At 55.2% G+C, this 17,018-nt stretch carries 14 protein-coding genes and 3 tRNA genes; 10 read left to right on the forward strand and 7 right to left on the reverse strand.

Annotated elements, in window-relative coordinates; all coding sequences use genetic code 11:
* Window positions 1–110: 110 nt before the first annotated feature.
* The gene (locus ACT2B1_RS10680) at window positions 111–695 is read left to right on the forward strand and encodes a L,D-transpeptidase (RefSeq protein WP_171121705.1); all 585 of its coding nucleotides are present in this window, start codon (window positions 111–113) and stop codon (window positions 693–695) included.
* A gap of 48 nt (window positions 696–743) precedes the next feature.
* Here ACT2B1_RS10680 and ACT2B1_RS10685 read toward each other — a convergent pair whose 3' ends face one another.
* Both ACT2B1_RS10685 and ACT2B1_RS10690 read right to left on the reverse strand, forming a co-directional pair.
* Complete coding sequence (locus ACT2B1_RS10685; protein WP_170485513.1) at window positions 744–1,220, reverse strand: fasciclin domain-containing protein; 477 nt, start codon at window positions 1,218–1,220, stop codon at window positions 744–746.
* A gap of 71 nt (window positions 1,221–1,291) precedes the next feature.
* Window positions 1,292–2,143, reverse strand: a complete 852-nt coding sequence (locus ACT2B1_RS10690; protein WP_171240875.1) for a class I SAM-dependent methyltransferase — start codon at window positions 2,141–2,143, stop codon at window positions 1,292–1,294.
* Window positions 2,144–2,284: 141 nt separating this feature from the next.
* On the opposite strand from ACT2B1_RS10690, the gene ACT2B1_RS10695 reads away from it, so the two are divergent.
* The 5 genes from ACT2B1_RS10695 to ACT2B1_RS10715 all read left to right on the forward strand — a co-directional run bounded on the left by ACT2B1_RS10695 (window position 2,285) and on the right by ACT2B1_RS10715 (window position 7,079).
* Window positions 2,285–3,400, forward strand: a complete 1,116-nt coding sequence (locus ACT2B1_RS10695; RefSeq protein ID WP_171211557.1) for a carboxylate-amine ligase — start codon at window positions 2,285–2,287, stop codon at window positions 3,398–3,400.
* A 128-nt stretch (window positions 3,401–3,528) separates the two neighbouring features.
* Window positions 3,529–4,671 (forward strand): acyl-CoA dehydrogenase family protein, encoded by a 1,143-nt coding sequence (locus ACT2B1_RS10700; protein WP_171125217.1) that lies wholly within the window; start codon window positions 3,529–3,531, stop codon window positions 4,669–4,671.
* Between the two features lie 7 nt (window positions 4,672–4,678).
* Window positions 4,679–5,719 (forward strand): enoyl-CoA hydratase/isomerase family protein, encoded by a 1,041-nt coding sequence (locus ACT2B1_RS10705; protein WP_481667721.1) that lies wholly within the window; start codon window positions 4,679–4,681, stop codon window positions 5,717–5,719.
* Window positions 5,720–5,722: 3 nt separating this feature from the next.
* Entirely contained in the window at window positions 5,723–6,595 is an 873-nt protein-coding gene (gene mmsB / locus ACT2B1_RS10710) for a 3-hydroxyisobutyrate dehydrogenase (protein WP_481667722.1), read from the forward strand.
* Window positions 6,596–6,689: 94 nt separating this feature from the next.
* Window positions 6,690–7,079: a hypothetical protein gene (locus ACT2B1_RS10715; protein ID WP_254447336.1), complete on the forward strand. Its 390-nt coding sequence runs from the start codon at window positions 6,690–6,692 to the stop codon at window positions 7,077–7,079.
* A gap of 19 nt (window positions 7,080–7,098) precedes the next feature.
* Here the strand turns inward: ACT2B1_RS10715 and uvrA are convergent, their stop codons facing one another.
* The 3 genes from uvrA to ACT2B1_RS10730 all read right to left on the reverse strand — a co-directional run bounded on the left by uvrA (window position 7,099) and on the right by ACT2B1_RS10730 (window position 10,333).
* On the reverse strand, window positions 7,099–9,957 hold the full coding sequence (gene uvrA, locus ACT2B1_RS10720) for an excinuclease ABC subunit UvrA (protein ID WP_171240879.1): 2,859 nt from the start codon (window positions 9,955–9,957) through the stop codon (window positions 7,099–7,101).
* A gap of 177 nt (window positions 9,958–10,134) precedes the next feature.
* Window positions 10,135–10,211: transfer RNA gene (locus tag ACT2B1_RS10725), tRNA-Asp, on the reverse strand.
* Window positions 10,212–10,256: 45 nt separating this feature from the next.
* Window positions 10,257–10,333, reverse strand: a tRNA-Asp gene (locus tag ACT2B1_RS10730).
* Window positions 10,334–10,659: 326 nt separating this feature from the next.
* Here ACT2B1_RS10730 and ACT2B1_RS10735 point away from each other — a divergent pair.
* Together ACT2B1_RS10735 and ACT2B1_RS10740 are read left to right on the forward strand one after the other, a co-directional pair.
* Complete coding sequence (locus ACT2B1_RS10735) at window positions 10,660–11,397, forward strand: porin (protein WP_481667723.1); 738 nt, start codon at window positions 10,660–10,662, stop codon at window positions 11,395–11,397.
* Between the two features lie 121 nt (window positions 11,398–11,518).
* Window positions 11,519–11,593, forward strand: a tRNA-Val gene (locus ACT2B1_RS10740).
* Window positions 11,594–11,692: 99 nt separating this feature from the next.
* Here the strand turns inward: ACT2B1_RS10740 and lon are convergent.
* Window positions 11,693–14,101 (reverse strand): endopeptidase La, encoded by a 2,409-nt coding sequence (lon, locus tag ACT2B1_RS10745; RefSeq protein ID WP_481667724.1) that lies wholly within the window; start codon window positions 14,099–14,101, stop codon window positions 11,693–11,695.
* A 211-nt stretch (window positions 14,102–14,312) separates the two neighbouring features.
* Window positions 14,313–15,443 carry a tRNA guanosine(34) transglycosylase Tgt gene (gene tgt / locus ACT2B1_RS10750; RefSeq protein ID WP_171240882.1) on the reverse strand — a complete coding sequence of 377 codons (1,131 nt, stop codon included), beginning with the start codon at window positions 15,441–15,443 and terminating at the stop codon, window positions 14,313–14,315.
* A 328-nt stretch (window positions 15,444–15,771) separates the two neighbouring features.
* Between tgt and ACT2B1_RS10755 the strand changes: the two genes are divergently transcribed.
* Both ACT2B1_RS10755 and ACT2B1_RS10760 read left to right on the forward strand, forming a co-directional pair.
* Window positions 15,772–16,662, forward strand: coding sequence for an SPFH domain-containing protein (locus ACT2B1_RS10755; protein ID WP_171121318.1), 891 nt, complete (start codon window positions 15,772–15,774; stop codon window positions 16,660–16,662).
* On the forward strand, window positions 16,662–16,943 hold the full coding sequence (locus ACT2B1_RS10760) for an NfeD family protein (RefSeq protein ID WP_171121317.1): 282 nt from the start codon (window positions 16,662–16,664) through the stop codon (window positions 16,941–16,943). The genes ACT2B1_RS10755 and ACT2B1_RS10760 overlap by 1 nt, the downstream gene beginning before the upstream one ends.
* Window positions 16,944–17,018 lie beyond the last annotated feature (75 nt).

Genomic DNA, 17,018 nt, shown 5'->3' on the forward strand with positions numbered 1-17,018 from the left:
CACGATAAGTTCAAACTGACACCACTGGCAAATCCGTGCCGGCAGCAATATTTTACCTCAAATTTGTTCGAGCAGTTCCTGATCCGGAGGCAACATTGTCAAACCCCCGTATGACCCGCCGCACAGCTTTGTTGGGTGCAGCGTCCTTGCTGGCAACACCTGCTTTGGTGCGCGCGCAAAGCACGGATGCATTCCCGCAAACAGAAGATGCGATCAGCACACAGTTGCCTGTACGCCGCAATGTATCCTCGTTCTCGCAACAGAACTGGCAGGATCACTTTGACCAGTTGGGGGTTGGGTGTCTGCTGGCCGATATTACCAGCCGCGCGGTCCACTACTGGGGTCCGGATGGAACCTATAAACTGTACCCAAGTTCCGTTCCCATGAGCGAAGAACTGACCAAGCGCGGATATACCGAAGTGGTACGCAAGCGAGAAAACCCAAGTTGGACACCAACCGCGTCAATGCGCGAACGCGATCCCTCGTTGCCCGTTAGAATGGAGGGCGGAGACCCCGGTAATCCATTGGGCACCCGCGCGATGTATTTGGGCTGGCCAGCGTATCTGGTTCACGGAACACACGACACGCGTAAGATCGGACGCCAAAGTTCGTCTGGGTGTATCGGTCTGTATAACCAGCATGTTGAGGAGTTGTATCCTCTGGTTAAAGTCGGAACCCAAGTTCGACTGATCTGACAACAAAGCCCCGGTCACAAGGACCGGGGCTTTTTTTCTGATGAGTGATTACTCAGGCAGGATCACTGCGTCCACAACATGAATGACGCCGTTGCTTGCTTCGATGTCGGCTTGTACGACCTCTGCACCATTCACTTTGACGCCGTTCTTGGCATTCACGCTCAAACGATCGCCCTGAACGGTCAGAACCTTGGCGCGCTTCCCGGCAATATCACCCGACATCACCTTGGCGGGAACAACATGGTAAGTCAGAATCTCGACAAGTTGATCCTTGTTTTCAGGCAGCAGCAAAGTTTCCACGGTACCTTCGGGCAGAGCGGCAAACGCTTCGTCGGTCGGCGCGAAAACTGTGTAAGGTCCGTTCCCTTTCAGCGTGTCGACGAGACCGGCGGCTTGAACGGCTGCGACCAGCGTATTGAATGACCCGGCAGAAACTGCGGTGTCCACGATGTCAGCGGCCTGAGCCTTTACTGGCAGTGTCAGTGCGATTGCGGCGGCTGCGCCCATGAATGTGCGGCGGAACATGGCTGTTAACTCCTCTCCAGCGTTGTATGGAAAGGGGTACGCACCTTTGCGGAAGCCGGATCACAATGAGGTCAATTTTCTTTTATCTGCACCCAAATACTTTGCGCCCGACCGTCCTTTAGGAAAGGCAGGGCTTCCACCGCATCCAGACGATCCTGTTGCAGGTAATATCCCGGCCAAAGCATTGAAAAGGCGTCAGATTGCAACAGGGCGTGCAGCATATACTGCTCGCCCCAACCCGGACAATCATAGAAGAAACGCTTGGGATATTCGTAAGGCAGAAAAACATCGTGCACGTGGATGACGACGCCGGGCTTCAGGTTCGGAATGATCCGACAGAACAAATGCGCGACGTCGTTGCTCATACGGACAACATGGCTGGAGTCGATGAACAATACGTCACCGGATTCAAGCTGATCGAATACCGATGGATCGACATCTTCCAGCCGTTTTTGCTCGAACTGATCCACCACATGCGCGATGTCTGCACGCGGAAACGGGTCGATCGCGGTTATCTGCGTGTCCAGCCCTGCGTCAATGATCGCCTGACGTGTAACGCGTGTCGAATTTCCGCAGCCGACCTCGATCACCCGTTTGGGCTGAAACCTGCGGATCATGAGATACAGCGCGTCTGCGTCGGGGCTGTCGTAATACCCGTTTCCAACGCGATACCCGGTTTGATTGCGCGCGGGGTCTTTCAAGGCGTCCAGTGCGGCTGCGTGCTGGCGATATTCGTCGGCCAACTGCGTGATGTCGAACCTATCCATCCCAGGAGAAAGCGCATAGGCCGGGCGGGTCAGCCCCCCTGCCCGTTCAAACGCCTCAAGACGGGCGCGCTCCTCGCGCTCTGTCACCTTGTCGATCAGTTTTACTCCAAACTGGTCAAGCACCGTATTCAGCCGAGGGAATTTCCTGGGTTTCAATCGAAGACTCCGGGTTTGGATTTCATTTGATCCTGTCCTTACATTTGGAGACAGGCAGTCCGCAAGCACCGCGCGGGTAAACACTTGGCAAAAATCCAAATTCCGTATTCACTGGTCCGATAATCAACCATGAGGGCCGCCATGCAGCAGGAATTCACACTGGGCATCGAGGAAGAATATCTGCTGGTTGACCGTGACAGTCTTGAACTTGCCGAAGCACCCGAAGCCCTTATGGAAGCGTGTCAGGCGGATTTTGAAGGGCAAGTCAGCCCGGAATTCCTGCAATGTCAAATTGAGGTCGGCACCCGCCCCCACACAACGATCGGTTCAGCCCGAGAAGACCTAAAGCGGCTGCGTAGCTGCGTCGCAAGCCGTGCCGCAGACTACAATCTGGCGCCCATTGCGGTATCTTGTCATCCTTTTGCGGATTGGAAGAAACAGCATCACACACGAAAAGACAGGTATGATGCCCTGCATCACGCGCTGGGCGGTGTCGCGCGCCGTATGCTCATCTGTGGGATGCATGTCCATGTCGGCGTCGAGGACCCGGCTTTGCGGGCCGACCTGATGCCTCAGTTGTCATACTTTCTGCCGCACCTTTTGGCCCTGTCCACGTCCTCGCCCTATTGGAACGGCGAGGATACCGGCCTGTCGTCCTATCGCCTGACCGTTTTCGATAACCTACCCCGCACGGGTCTTCCGCCAGTGCTGGCAAGCTGGGCGGATTATGAACGGACGACCGGGATACTGGTCGAGCTGGGGGTCATCGAAGACACCTCGAAAATCTGGTGGGACTTGCGACCGTCCCATCGTTTTCCAACGCTCGAGACCCGGATAATGGACGTTCAGCCACGCTTGGAACACGCCTTGTCCCTGGCCGCGATGGTGCAAGCCCTGACGCGTATGCTGTGCCGATTAAAGGATCGTAACCTGCGGTGGCGTCAATACGACCGTTTTCTCATTGGAGAAAACCGATGGCGTGCGCAGCGTTACGGCGTTGGTGAGGGTATGATAGATTTTGGCGATCGTTCCATCAAACCGATGCCCGAACTCATGGGGGAGTTGATGGGATTACTTGCCGAAGACGCCGAGGCATTGGGGACCATGACCGAACTGGCCCGCCTACAGCAAATCGCTCAGAACGGCACATCGGCCACCCGCCAGCGTCGCGTTTATGCAGAAGCCACAGCCCGGGACGAAGATCCCGGAAAGGCCGTCGTCAAACACCTGATAGAGGAATACCACGCGGATCTCTGACTAGGAATTCGGCGGCTTAATCCCGAACCGCCGGTACCCCGCTGGGGAATTGCTGACCGTGAAAAATTTCTGTAAGAATTCGGAAATAAACACTTGTTCAATTCATCCGACGGCGTGGGAGGCAAGCCATGGATTTCGCAATGACCGAAGAGCAAACAGCGATCTTCGATATGGCCTATGATTTTGGCCAGGAAAACATCGCCCCTTACGCGCGCCAGTGGGAGGCCGACGGAACGATCCCCAAGGACCTGTGGCCCCGGATCGGCGAACTGGGGTTCGGAGCGCTATATGTTTCAGAAGACGGTGGTGGATCGGGCCTCAGCCGATTGGACGCCACCCTGGTGTTCGAAGCACTGTCCATGGCCTGCCCCTCAGTCGCGGCCTTTTTGTCGATCCACAACATGTGCGCCAAGATGCTGGACAGCTTTGCCAGCGATGAGTTGAAGTCGCGCATCATGCCAGAGGTTCTAAGCCTGAACACCGTACTCAGCTATTGCCTGACAGAACCAGGTTCGGGCTCGGACGCCGCGGCGCTTAAGACCCGGGCGGCGCGTACGAACGAAGGCTACACTCTGAACGGAACCAAAGCTTTCATCTCGGGTGGTGGCTATTCCGATGCTTATGTTTGCATGGTTCGCACGGGCGAGGACGGACCAAAAGGCATCTCGACTGTCTATGTCGAAGACGGAACGCCCGGCCTTAGCTTTGGTGCGCTGGAACAAAAAATGGGATGGAAAAGCCAACCCACCGCGCAGGTTCAGTTTGACGATTGCAAGATTCCAGCTGGGAACCTTGTCGGTGCCGAAGGTGACGGGTTCAAATATGCCATGATGGGGCTGGATGGCGGGCGCCTGAACATTGCCTCGTGTTCTCTGGGCGCAGCGCAAACCGGGTTGAACATGACCTTGCAATATATGTCCGAGCGCAAAGCCTTTGGGCAATCTATTGATCAGTTTCAGGCCCTACAGTTCCGTCTTGCCGATATGGAGATTGAACTGCAAGCCGCCCGCACCTTCCTGCGTCAGGCCGCGTGGAAGCTGGACCAAGGCGCGCCCGACGCGACAAAATTCTGCGCCATGGCGAAGAAATTCGTGACAGAAACCGGGTCAAAAGTCGTGGACCAATGTCTGCAGCTTCATGGCGGTTATGGCTATCTTGCTGACTACGGGATCGAAAAGCTTGTCCGCGACCTGCGTGTTCATCAGATTCTGGAAGGCACAAACGAGATCATGCGCGTCATCGTTTCGCGTCAAATGCTGGCCCAACGCTGAGGTCCGAATGTCAGACATCGAAATCCGTACCGAAGGCCGCGCTGGACGCATTACGTTGACCCGGCCGCAGGCGCTTAATGCGCTCAGCTACGACATGTGCATGGCTATTGACGCAGCGATGCGAAATTGGCGCGAGGATGACACCGTCGATTTAGTCATTTTGGATGCGGTGGGGGAAAAGGCATTCTGTGCAGGTGGCGATATTGCCGAACTGTATGAAACAGGCACAAAGGGCGATTTCGACTATGGACGAACGTTCTGGCGGGATGAATACCGGCTTAACACGCTGATCTTTGAATACCCGAAGCCAGTTGTCAGCTTTCTACAAGGTTTCACGATGGGTGGCGGGGTCGGAATTGGATGCCACGGCAGCCACAGAATTGTTTGCGAATCCAGCCAGATCGCGTTGCCTGAATGCGGCATCGGTCTGATCCCTGACGTTGGAAGCTCGCTTATGTTGGCGTTGGCACCGGGTCGTCTGGGCGAATATCTGGGAACGACCGGCTACCGCATGGGGCCCGGCGACGCAATTTATGCGGGGTTCGCGGATACTTTCATCCCTTCGTCCCAATGGCCCGACATCATACAGCTTTTGGAAGCGTCCGGCGACGTTGAACATCTTGCCAACCATGCGCAGACACCACCGGACAGTAGCTTGACCATCGCTCAAGCTGAGATCGACACTGGCTTCGGAGGTGAAGGCCTGGCCGATATTCTGAACACTCTACACCATTCAGAGGATGAGTTTTCAGCAAACGCCCTGAAGATGATGAAACGTAGCTCACCTTTGTCGATGGCTTGTACCATTGAAATGCTGCACCGCTTGCGTAGTTCAAACCTGTCGATCCGCAAAGCACTTGAGCATGAATATCGCTTTACCTTCCGCGCAATGGAGAGCGGTGATTTACTGGAAGGTATTCGCGCCCAGATCATCGATAAAGACCGCAAGCCGCGCTGGCGCCATAAGGATCAAATTGTTCCGGCTGTGGAGGTATCGAATATGCTTCGGCCGCTCGGTGCGGACACCCTGACATTCGAAGAGGAGTAACGGATGAAAATCGGATTTATTGGTCTTGGGAATATGGGAAATCCGATGGCGGCCAATTTGGCGAAAGCTGGTTATGCCGTAACCGGGTTCGATACCGCGAATGTAAGCGTTCCGGGTGTCGAGATGGCCAGTTCCAGCGCGGACGCGGCTTCGGGCGCTGAAATCGTGATTACGATGCTGCCCAACGGTCAAATCCTGCGTGCCGTCGCCGAAGACATCATTCCATCCATGTCCGAAGGGTCGGTTTGGATTGATTGTTCAACCGTCGACGTAGACAGCGCCCGCGCCGTCGCATCACAGGCTGCCAAGGCCGGAATCTTGGCCGTTGACGCCCCGGTCTCGGGCGGTATTGGCGGGGCCGCTGCAGGAACCTTGACGTTCATGGCGGGCGGCAGTGATGCAGCCTTTGCAAAAGCCGCGCCATTGTTTGACATCATGGGCCAAAAAGCAGTCCATTGCGGCGAATCCGGGGCCGGGCAAGCAGCGAAGATCTGCAACAACATGATCCTTGGCGTCACCATGATCGCAACATGTGAAGCATTCGCCCTGGCTGACAAGCTGGGGCTGGACCGACAAAAGATGTTCGATGTGGTCAGCACCTCGTCTGGATATAGCTGGACAATGAACGCCTATTGTCCAGCTCCGGGTGTAGGTCCAGCCAGCCCTGCAGACAATGACTACCAACCCGGCTTCGCGGCAGAGCTTATGTTGAAAGATTTGCGCCTTAGCCAACAGGCCGCCGAAAGTTCGGATGCTGACACGCCGATGGGACAAGCCGCAACTTCACTGTACGAACGTTTTGTTGAGGCCGAAGATGGTTTAGGCAAGGATTTCTCGGCCATGCTACCACGCTTCGAAAAGCGGGGGCGGGAATAACGGATCACCCTTGGCAGCTTATTGCCCATCGGGTTGACCTGAAAGTTGCCAAGGGCCAACTATGTGACAGAGAAATCGAGCATAGGTGACACAGATGCTGCGGCATTTTAAGGTTCTTTTCCTGACATCGGCTATCGCGTGCAGCTCAACGGCTGTATTCGCGGCCAATGACAACAATCGGGCAAACGACAAAGTATTTCGCGTCCCGAATTCCCCGGTGGTGCTTGCAAAGGGCAAAGCAGGCCATTGCCCTCCGGGGCTTGCGAAGAAAGCCGTGCCGTGTGTGCCGCCCGGGCAAGCGAAAAAATACTACCGAACAGGCGACTACATTGATCGCGACTACCGTTGGATTAATGATCCGTACCGCTATGGCCTAAATCGTGGCGGATCGTATATCCGCGCCGGAGATTACGTTTATCGCGTTGATCCGGAAACGCGAAAGGTTCTGAACCTGATCGGGGCGGTGGCGGACATTCTGTACTGACCGTCGGTTAACACCACCATCACTCTGCCGCGACGCGTGCGCCATCCAGCATCTGTTTCAAATACCGCCCGGTATGGCTGCGCGCTACGTCGGAGACGTCTTCAGGCGTTCCAGTGGCAACGATTTCACCGCCCCCGTCGCCGCCTTCGGGGCCGATATCAATGATATGATCTGCCGTCTTCACGACATCCAGATTATGTTCGATGACGACCACGGTGTTACCCTGCTCGACCAGTTCATGAAGCACTTCGAGCAGCTTGCGCACGTCTTCGAAGTGCAGGCCCGTCGTCGGTTCGTCCAGAATATAAAGCGTCCGACCGGTTGAGCGTTTCGACAACTCTTTCGACAGTTTTACCCGCTGCGCTTCGCCACCAGATAGTGTCGTTGCCTGTTGGCCGACCTTGATATAACCCAGTCCGACGCGGGCCAGCGCATCCATCTTGTCGCGGATCGAGGGCACGGCCTTAAAGAACTCCTGCGCATCTTCTACTGTCATATCAAGGACATCTGCGATGGACTTACCCTTGAATTTGATCTCAAGCGTCTCGCGGTTGTAGCGCGCGCCTTTGCAGGTTTCGCAGGTGACATAGACATCGGGCAGAAAGTGCATCTCAATCTTGATGACGCCATCGCCCTGACAGGCTTCGCACCGGCCACCTTTGACGTTAAAGCTGAAGCGACCGGGTTTATAGCCGCGTGCCTTTGCTTCTGGCAGACCGGCAAACCAATCCCGTATCGGTGTGAACGCCCCAGTATAAGTCGCTGGATTCGAACGCGGAGTTCGGCCAATAGGCCGCTGGTCGATGTCGATAACCTTGTCCAGATGCTCCAACCCTTTGATCGTCTCACAGGGCGCTGGTGTTTGCCGCGCCCCGTTCAGGCGCATCGAGGCCGTTTTGAACAATGTCTCAATTGTCAGAGTGGATTTACCGCCGCCAGAGACCCCGGTCACACAAACGAACTTGCCTAACGGGAATTCCGCCGTGACATTCTTGAGATTGTTTCCCGTCGCTTTGACAACGGTGACTTTCTTCTTGTTGCCCTTGCGGCGCTTTGCGGGAACCGAGATTTCCCGCGTTCCGGCCAGATACTGCCCCGTCATCGAGGCCGCATCTGCCGCAATTTCAGACGGCGTACCCTGGCTCACGACCTGTCCACCGTGCACACCGGCGCCGGGGCCGATGTCGAATACATAATCAGCCTCACGTATGGCTTCTTCATCATGCTCGACCACAATTACGGTGTTGCCTTGATCCCGAAGGTTTTTCAAAGTTCCGAGCAGCCGATCATTGTCGCGTTGATGCAAGCCAATTGAGGGTTCATCCAAGACATAAAGCACCCCAGTCAGACCCGACCCGATCTGGCTGGCCAAGCGAATGCGCTGACTTTCCCCACCCGAAAGCGTTCCACTTGAGCGCGACAGCGTAAGGTATTCCAATCCCACGTTATTCAGAAACCCAAGGCGTTCGCGAATTTCCTTTAGAATGGCCCGCGCGATCTCATTCTTCTGAACGCTCAGGTGATTTGGCGCATCCTCGACCCACGCCAGGGCCTCACGGATCGACATCTGAACCACCTGCCCTACATGCAGACCCGCGATCTTAACCGCCAGAGCTTCGGGCCGCAGACGATAGCCTTCGCAGGTCCCGCACGGCCGGTTGTTCTGATACCTCTCGAATTCTTCACGGATCCATGCGCTGTCGGTTTCACGATAGCGGCGCTCCATGTTCGGGATCACACCTTCAAAGCTGCGTGTCACCTGATAGACGCGCCCGCCCTCATCATAGCGGAACTGGATTTCCTCATCGCCCGAGCCCCGCAAAAACACCTGCTGGACGTTCTTGGGCAAGTCTTTCCACTGGGTATTCTTGTCGAACTCATAATGCCGCGCGATGGCTTCGATCGTCTGCAGAAAGTACGGGGATTTCCCTTTGCGCCATGGGGCAAGCGCCCCGTCATACAGCTTGAGCGTTTGATCGGGCACCACAAGGCGTTCGTCAAAGAACAGTTCAACACCCAGCCCGTCGCAATCCGGACATGCACCGAAAGGCGCGTTGAAGGAAAACAGACGGGGTTCGATCTCGGGGATGGTGAACCCACTGACCGGGCAGGCAAAGTTTTCGCTAAAGGTGATGCGCTCGGGGTCGCCCTCACGTGGAGCAGTTTCCAAGATCGCAATCCCGTCTGCCAAATCCAGCGCGGTGCGCAAGCTGTCTGCAAGCCGCGTTTCCATTCCTTCCCGCACGACAAGGCGGTCAACAACCACGTCAATGTCATGCCGAAACTTCTTATCCAAAGTCGGTGGCTCATCCAGTTCGTAGAACTCTCCGTCCACTTTGACGCGCTGAAAGCCCTGTTTACGAAGTTCAAGGAACTCTTTCTTATATTCGCCTTTCCGGTCTCGTACGATCGGAGCAAGAAGGTATCCGCGTGTGCCCTCCTCCATGGACATGATACGGTCGACCATATCCTGAACCTGCTGCGCTTCGATTGGTAAGCCCGTTGCGGGGCTGTACGGCGTTCCAGCACGCGCGAACAGAAGGCGCATGTAGTCGTAAATTTCGGTCACCGTTCCCACGGTCGAACGCGGATTCTTGGAGGTCGTCTTCTGCTCGATGGAAATCGCTGGGGAAAGACCGCTGATGTGATCCACATCCGGCTTTTCCATCATGTCTAAAAACTGACGGGCATAGGCAGAAAGGCTTTCCACATAGCGCCGCTGGCCTTCGGCGTAGATGGTGTCGAACGCCAAGGATGACTTGCCCGAACCGGATAGCCCGGTGATCACCACAAGCTGATCCCGAGGGATATCTACATCAATACTTTTGAGGTTATGTTCACGCGCGCCGCGCACCTCGATATTCTTCAGCTCAGCCATATTCGGCCCCCAACACACAAGTGTCCTAGAAATAGGCGAGCCGCACTGAGTCTCCAACAGAAAAATTAGAACAAACTGTGAACTGTCGGAATATCGCCCATCCCTGCTGACACATACTGACGTACTGCCGATACTCGACGAATTTCGCTCGGAAAAAAGGCAGGTTTTGAGGAAAAGTGGCGCGGTTGACGGGGCTCGAACCCGCGACCCCCGGCGTGACAGGCCGGTACTCTAACCAACTGAGCTACAACCGCGCACTTATTTTCATGGCCTTTACCCTGGACCAAGGTTGGCAGCGATGGCGCGGTTGACGGGGCTCGAACCCGCGACCCCCGGCGTGACAGGCCGGTACTCTAACCAACTGAGCTACAACCGCCCGCTGCCCGTTCGTTGCTGAACGTTGGGGTGTATTATGGCTAGGCTCGGACATCGTCAAGCGGCGTTTTGAAGATTTTTCCGAATTCCAAAAATTTCTTGGCCCACAGGTCGGCGCGCCTGCCCGTCTTCGCAGTACACATTGTTATTTCACGACGACACGAAGTCCTTAACCGACAATCTCCTTATAGGTGTGTCTGGCCTGCAACATCGACACGATTTCATATCGACTCAGTACACATTCCAGACCTAGGTGACTAGAGCAGCGCTCACCGGAAGAGTCTCAATCAGACGCTACCCAAAACAAGAAAAAGACGGAGCAGAATAATGAAAAAATTATTCATTATCAGCGCACTATCGGTAACAATTGCCGCAAGCCATGCCAACGCAGTCGAAGTGACCGGTGGCTATCTGGATCTAGGTTACAGAACTTTCACAGACAGCGATCTGGGTGATGTATTTAACCTGAACGGATCTGGCGAGCTGGCATTCAATCGTGCATTCAGCGCGCAGTTGGACCTGGGCGGTTACCGCTTTCAGGATTTGGGTGAAAACGCGACAAACTGGACGCTGCACGCAAACTGGCACACCAGCAAGAACGCCTCATTCGGTGCGTTTTATGGGCAGGAAAGCATCGATTCTCTTGATGTGGAATTCTACGGTCTGGAAACTGGCTTCGACGCAGGACCAGCTGAGGTTGAAGGCTATATCGCACGTCAACAGTTGAGCGATTTTTCGGACGTTGACGGCAATATGTTCGGTGTATCGGTTACGGCAGACCTGAACGACAAATGGGAATTCACCGCCAGCTATGATCTGGTGAATGACGTTGTCGGAGTGTTGGATTTTGATCTGTTTGCACTTGGCGCGAATTACGCAGCCAGCGACAACGCCGAGGTCTACGGGATTCTCGGAGTTGCGCATATCTCCTCGCCTGTCGTTTCGGGTAACACGAACGAAGCTTATATCGGTGTCGGGGTCCGGATGAATTTCGGCAACGAACGCGGAACCACATTCGGACGCCGTGGAGTTTTCGACAAGCTTCCCGGCCTGCCTGGCCTGTAAAGACCAAAGCCCCGGAGATTACCTTCGGGGCTTTTCCTTCCAGGGGATATCAAACGACACACCAAATCTCAATTGGCCCCTCTTGCAGACGTCAATGACTCGCTGTAAGACGCCGCCTTACGGGTGATTAGCTCAGTGGTAGAGCGCTTCGTTCACATCGAAGATGTCAGGAGTTCAAATCTCTTATCACCCACCACCTACCCTTTTTAACATCGCGAACAGACCTTTGGACTTGTCGTCCGGGCATAAAAAGAAGGGCGAGGTCGAAACCCCGCCCAGTCCATAAAATCAAAGCTTAGTGCGTCGTTGCAGACGCCCCTGAACTATCCTTCGACTTTGCCGCCGCCGCTGCTGCTTCTTCTGCGGCTTCGTCCCATTCGATCGGCTCAGGTTCGCGCACCAGCGCTTGTTTCAGAACTTCGGACACGTGGGTTACGGGAATGATTTCCAGCCCCTCTTTTACATTGTCCGGAATATCCGCCAGATCTTTTTCATTCTCTTCCGGGATCAGGACCGTCTTGATACCACCGCGCAGGGCCGCCAGCAGCTTTTCTTTCAGCCCCCCAATCGGCATTGCGTTACCGCGCAGCGACACTTCGCCCGTCATGGCGATGTCTTTGCGCACCGGAATACCGGTTAGCACCGAGACGATCGACGTCACCATTGCCAGTCCGGCAGAGGGCCCATCCTTGGGCGTCGCGCCGTCCGGCACGTGAACGTGGATATCAAGCGTGTCAAATTTCGGCGGCTTGACCCCGATCTGAGGCGAAATTGAACGAACATAAGACGAAGCGGCGTCGATCAACTCTTTCATCACATCGCCCAACTTACCCGTGGTCTTCATGCGACCTTTGCCCGGCAGTTTCAGCGCCTCGATGTGCAGCAGATCGCCACCAACCGACGTCCAGGCCAGACCGGTTACAACACCAACCTGATCGTCCTGTTCGGCCAGACCATAACGGAACTTGGGCACGCCGAGAAAGTCATCCAGATTTTCGGGCGTCACGGTAACCGATTCCGCCTCTTTCTTGATGATCTTGGTCAGCGATTTCCGAGCAACCTTGGCAATTTCACGTTCAAGGTTCCGCACGCCCGCCTCGCGAGTATAGGTGCGGATGATCGACTGCAACGCCTCATCGGTCAGTTCAAATTCCTTGGCCTTTAGACCGTGGTTCTTGACCTGCTTGCTGATCAGGTGCTGCTTGGCGATCTCGGACTTCTCTTCCTCCGTATAGCCAGCCAGCGGAATGATCTCCATCCGGTCCAACAGAGGCCCAGGCATATTGTAGCTGTTCGAGGTGGTTAGGAACATCACGTTGGATAGGTCATATTCGACCTCAAGGTAGTGGTCCATGAACGTGCTGTTCTGTTCCGGGTCCAACACTTCCAGCATCGCCGAAGCCGGGTCGCCACGGAAATCCTGCCCCATCTTGTCGATTTCATCGAGCAAGATCAGCGGGTTCGTGGTTTTTGCCTTCTTCAGCGCCTGAATGATCTTACCGGGCATCGAGCCGATATAGGTCCGGCGGTGACCTCGAATCTCGGATTCGTCGCGCACACCACCCAGCGAGATGCGAATGAACTCGCGCCCCGTGGCTTTGGCAACCGACTTGCCAAGCGAGGTTTTACCCACACCCGGGGGGCCAACAAGACACAGGATCGGGCCTTTCAGCTTTTTCGACCGCTGCTGAACCGCTAGATATTCGACGATCCGTTCCTTGACCTTCTCAAGGCCATAGTGATCGGCATCCAGAATATCCTGCGCACGGCCCAAGTCCTTTTTGACGCGGGATTTGGTGCCCCACGGCAGAGACAAGATCCAGTCCAGATAATTCCGCACGACTGTGGCCTCAGCCGACATGGGCGACATGTTCTTGAGCTTCTTCAGCTCGCCTTCGGCCTTTTCGCGCGCCTCTTTCGACAGCTTGGTCTCGGCGATTTTGGCTTCCAGTTCAGCAACTTCGTTGCTGCCGTCCTCACCATCGCCCAGCTCCTTCTGAATGGCCTTCATCTGCTCATTCAGGTAGTACTCGCGCTGGGTCTTCTCCATCTGAGATTTCACGCGGGTCTTGATCTTTTTCTCGACCTGCAGAACCGACATCTCGCCCTGCATCAGACCATAGACCTTCTCAAGCCGTTCACTGACACTGAGGGTTTCCAGCAACTCCTGCTTCTGTTCAACCTCGATGCCCAAATGACCCGACACAAGATCAGCAAGCTTCGCCGGTTCGGCAGTTTCACCTACCGCAGTAAGGGCTTCTTCTGGGATGTTCTTGCGTACCTTCGCGTAACGCTCGAATTCATCGGCAACGGTGCGCAACAACGCTTCGGTTGTGGTCACGTCACCGGGAATTTCGGTCAGGTATTCCGCGCGGGCTTCAAAGAATTCGTCATTCGTCAGGAATTCGTTGATCTGAACACGCGCCTGCCCTTCAACCAGCACTTTTACAGTACCGTCAGGCAGTTTCAGCAGCTGCAGAACATTCGCCAAAACACCTGAGCGATAGATGCTGTCTTCCGAAGGATCATCATCGCTTGGGTCAATCTGGCTGGACAGCAGAATCTGCTTGTCGTCCTGCATCACTTCTTCCAGCGCGCGGACGGATTTTTCCCGACCCACGAACAGCGGCACGATCATGTGTGGGAATACCACAATGTCGCGCAGCGGAAGTACTGGGTACGAGGAATTCAGAGGCTCTTGCATGCTCAATCCTTATCATTGGCAAGACGGCACCGGTCCCTCATCGAGGCAACGCCCGACCGTCTCCTGTTTGGACGATTAAGGTGGGGCTTCACCGCCCGTTTTCAACCTCACCGTCATTTGTCTCAATCAGAATGACGCGTGGTTTTTCGGACTGCAAGGCGTCGCGCCAATATATCCACGGATTTTACCTCATGAAGGCGGTTCCGCGTTGTTAAATCGGCTCAATATCGCCTTGCGCGCGCTGCGCGTGGAATTCGGAATGCCACGCCTGAAAGTTTCCCGCCGCGATAGCGTCACGCATTCCCTGCATGATTTCCTGAAAATAATGCAGGTTATGCCAGGTCAAAAGCATTCCCGAAATCATCTCATTCGACCGGAACACGTGGTGCAGATATGCGCGGGAATAGTTGGAACAGGCCGGGCACGCGCAATTCTCGTCCAATGGGCGTGGATCATCGGCGTGGCGCGCATTCTTAATGTTTACAACGCCATAGCGCGTGAACACCTGCCCCGTGCGCCCGGACCGAGATGGAAGGACGCAGTCCATCATATCAATTCCGCGTGCAACGGCCCCAATGATATCGTCGGGCTTTCCGACACCCATAAGATACCGAGGCTTATCTGCCGGCAGCATATCGGGGGCGAAATCCAGCACGTCGAACATGGCCTCTTGGCCTTCCCCAACGGCCAATCCGCCGACCGCGTAACCTTCGAACCCGATTTCTTTCAACGCGTCGGCCGATTCCTCGCGAAAGTCCTGTTCCAGCCCCCCTTGCTGGATACCGAACAATGCATGACCGGGACGGTCACCAAAAGCCTCGCGCGACCGCTCGGCCCAACGCATCGACAGGCGCATGGAATCGGCTATCCGATCACGGTCAGCAGGCAGCGCCGGACATTCATCGAAACACATGACGATGTCAGACCCCAGCAGACGCTGGATTTCCATCGACCTTTCTGGCGTCAGTTCATGTTTTGACCCGTCGATATGAGATTTGAAGGTCACGCCCTTTTCAGTCAGCTTACGGAGGCCCGCCAGCGACATGACCTGAAACCCACCCGAATCCGTCAGAATGGGACGTTCCCAGTTCATGAACTTGTGCAGGCCACCCAGCCGATCAATACGCTCGGCAGTTGGGCGAAGCATCAGGTGATAGGTGTTGCCCAGCAATATATCCGCACCGGTCGCACGCACGCTTTCCGGCATCATCGCCTTTACGGTGGCCGCAGTGCCAACAGGCATAAAAGCGGGTGTACGTACGTCGCCACGCGGCGTGTTTATGACGCCCGTTCTGGCCTTGCCATCGGTGGCCTTTAGCTCGAAAGAAAACCGCTCGGTCATTGGATCGCTCTTTGGGTCGCTGAACTGGGCAGCATTTGCCTGATCTGAGGCTGTATTGCAACCCGTCGGCAAGTCGATGCGCAAAGCCCGGTTTTTATGGATCGCACAAAACCCGGAGAATAAACGCCAACCGTGGGGTCGCCTTCGTACATTTACCTCAACCGTACCCAACCTTTTCAGGATGCAAAGCAGCCACATTCCCAAAAATCCGGTACACGGCGTTAAGGTCAAAGATATGCAATTATGCGCATTCCCTTCATACCTGAGTTGAAATTGTGCGATTCAATCCCCAAATGTATACCATCGTACACAATAATAGAGGACAGATATGACCGAAGACCAAATTTTTGGACTGCTTTCATCAAATATAATCTACTTACTTGCGGCGGTTCTGGTTGTCGTCGTTATTTTCAAAGGCATTAAAATCGTACCTCAATCCGAAAAATACGTGGTTGAACGGTTTGGCCGACTGCATTCGGTCCTTGGCCCCGGTATCAATTTTATCGTTCCGTTTCTGGATGTTGCGCGCCACAAGATATCCATTCTGGAACGCCAACTTCCCAATGCAACGCAAGACGCGATCACCAAGGACAACGTGCTGGTGCAAATCGACACCTCGGTGTTCTATCGCATTCTGGAACCGGAAAAGACGGTTTACCGTATCCGCGACGTAGACGGTGCGATTGCCACCACCGTGGCGGGGATCGTGCGAGCCGAGATCGGTAAAATGGATCTGGACGAGGTGCAATCAAACCGTGCCCAACTGATCACCCGCATTCAGGAAAGCGTTGAAACCGCGGTGGATGATTGGGGAATCGAAGTGACCCGGGCCGAGATTCTGGATGTGAACCTGGATCAGGCAACCCGCGACGCGATGTTGCAGCAATTGAACGCAGAACGTGCGCGCCGTGCGCAGGTTACCGAGGCCGAAGGTCAGAAACGCTCGGTCGAGCTTCAGGCGGACGCAGAACTTTACGCGGCCGAACAGACTGCTAAGGCGCGCCGTATTCAGGCCGAGGCCGAAGCTTATGCCACCGGCGTTGTTGCCAAGGCCATTCAGGACAATGGCATCGAAGCCGCCCAGTACCAGGTCGCGTTGAAACAAGTTGAAGCCCTGAATGCGCTGGGGAACGGAACCGGTTCGCAAACGATTGTTGTGCCCGCCAACGCACTTGAAGCATTCGGCGATGCGTTCAAAATGCTGAAAGGAGCAAAGTGATGGCCGACCCGTTCTGGCTGACATGGTGGATCTGGCTTGCCGGGGCTTTAGCCCTCGGCATCCTAGAGATCGTCTTGCCCGGGTTCATCTTTCTTGGCTTTGCGATCGGTGCCGCAATTACGGGTATCTTGCTGGTAATTCCCGGCTTCGCCCCGTCGCTGTCGATTTTGCTGCTGATCTTTGCGGTGTTGTCATTGGTTTCCTGGCTTGTGTTGCGGCGCATGTATTCATTGCCCCATGGACAGGTGAAAACCTTCAACCACGACATCAACGAAAAATAGCGCTGGCGCCCTTTTTGGCGCCACACCCCCACTGGACGCTGCCAGTGGCTTTCCCTATATAAATTCTCAGGAAAC

It is taken from the genome of Ruegeria sp. S263 (assembly GCF_056780525.1).